General features: G+C 33.8%; 3 protein-coding genes and 1 pseudogene. 1 reads left to right on the top strand and 3 read right to left on the bottom strand.

Features of this window, described 5'->3' with window-relative positions; translation table 11 throughout:
* A pseudogene (locus Q0F90_RS09105) lies at positions 1–510 on the bottom strand (phosphopentomutase); the annotation flags it as partial.
* Positions 511–611: 101 nt separating this feature from the next.
* On the opposite strand from Q0F90_RS09105, the gene Q0F90_RS09260 reads away from it, so the two are divergent.
* Positions 612–713 carry a putative holin-like toxin gene (locus Q0F90_RS09260; protein WP_367113435.1) on the top strand — a complete coding sequence of 34 codons (102 nt, stop codon included), beginning with the start codon at positions 612–614 and terminating at the stop codon, positions 711–713.
* 153 nt (positions 714–866) lie between these two features.
* Here the strand turns inward: Q0F90_RS09260 and Q0F90_RS09110 are convergent, their stop codons facing one another.
* Positions 867–1,400: an NUDIX hydrolase gene (locus tag Q0F90_RS09110; RefSeq protein WP_296004958.1), complete on the bottom strand. Its 534-nt coding sequence runs from the start codon at positions 1,398–1,400 to the stop codon at positions 867–869.
* A gap of 86 nt (positions 1,401–1,486) precedes the next feature.
* The coding region (locus Q0F90_RS09115; RefSeq protein ID WP_296004960.1) for a hypothetical protein at positions 1,487–1,847 on the bottom strand (361 nt) is incomplete at its 5' end.

Genomic DNA, 1,847 nt, shown 5'->3' on the forward strand with positions numbered 1-1,847 from the left:
ATATAGCTCATCGATAGGAATCACATCTTCATGAGCGGCAATTTGGAATACAGAATCCGCTGAGGTATATACAATAGGCTTGCCTGTTTTAATATGCTCTACGCCTAGACGTTCAATAATTTCTGTACCAGATGCAACTTCATTACCTAAATAACCATAGCCTGTTTCTTTTGTGAAAGTATCCATCAATTCCTTAGGAAAACCTTCATAAAAGGTTGGGAATGGAACAGTAACGGGATGCCCCATCATCTCCCAATGACCACTAGTCGTATCTTTACCAGTACTAAGCTCTGCCATGCGGCCAAAAGCACCTTTGATACTTTCACCAGTATCAGAAATATCAGCAATGCGACCTAAGCCAATTGATTTTAAATTAGGACAATAAATTTGACCTGCCGTCGATTCAATATGGCCCAAAGTATTAGAACCTTCATCACCAAACTTTGCAGCATCAGTGGCATGACCAATACCAACAGAGTCCATAACTAATAAAATAATTCTTTTATACATAAGTACTCCTATTGTAATACTCAAGCAGAATAATCCATGCTATACTACCTTTAAGGGTCAAATAACGTGAGTTAGGTTCATCTCCGTAAGGAGGTGATGCTATGACAACATATGAATCGCTATCTATAATGATAGATTTTTCTATACTCATAGTAGCAATCATTACTATTATGATTACGATATTTTTTAATAGCCGTAAATAATAATGAAAACGCCTAACGTATGAGGTATCCTACCACCTCAACACGTTAGGCATCATCAAATTTCCCTATTTTAGATGAGCCTAACGCTAACGGCACGTTATTTGGCTCTCTTTATGTGTTAATTATACTATATATAATTATGAAAATAAAGTACTACTTAAGATAAGGCATAGCTAACATTAGAGCTGCTAAGGATTTACTATCCTTAATTTGCTCAGCCTTAATAGCCTCTAATAAGTCAGACAACGTGAAATACTCAAGCTCAACATATTCATCTGGGTCCCAATTAGTTTCACCCATAGTAAGGTCTTTTGCTAAATATAAATGTAACACTTCATTACAGAATCCAGGGCTTGTTGCAATAGTACCTAATGGAATCCATTGGTTCGCACGATACCCTGTTTCCTCTGCTAACTCACGTTTAGCACAAGTTAGAGGCTCTTCATTAGGATCCAGTTTACCTGCTGGAATCTCAAGCAAAGGCTGTTGCAAAGCATAACGGAACTGACGCTCCATTACAATTTTGTTATCTTCCGTAACAACTACGATTGCTGTAGCTCCGGGATGATGAACAACCTCACGCCACGCTTCATTACCATTTACATCTGCTATATCATAAGTAACTTTAATTAACTTACCATCAAATTTCATTTCGCTAGACTTTTGTATTTCTTTGCTAATTGCCATAGTAGCCTCCTCATCGTCTATATCTATTATGATATCATAAAGAGAATTAGATAAAACAATTAAAATAATTGTTCTACAATAAATAATTAATAAAATCCAGTTACATCTTTAAAAATAAAGTTTTCAAAAGCGTCTTCATCATCTTCATTATCTTTATAATTTGCTTTATTCTCACAAAATAATATAAAATCTTCTTGATCTGGTTGAACAGCACTGTCAATACAAAGGATTAAATATGATAAAGACAATCTAAAGGAATATACTAATGTTATTATAAATTGATACAATTCATATAAATCTACACAAACATTATTATTACCACAATAAAATTGACTATTATTTCTATATGATGAATATCTTGCAAAATCAAATCGTACATTATACTGATCAAGCTCATCAACTAAAGAATCAATCAAAGCAAATGAAGATAAATCATCATATATATAC

It is taken from the genome of uncultured Veillonella sp. (assembly GCF_934190855.1).
GTDB lineage: Bacteria > Bacillota > Negativicutes > Veillonellales > Veillonellaceae > Veillonella.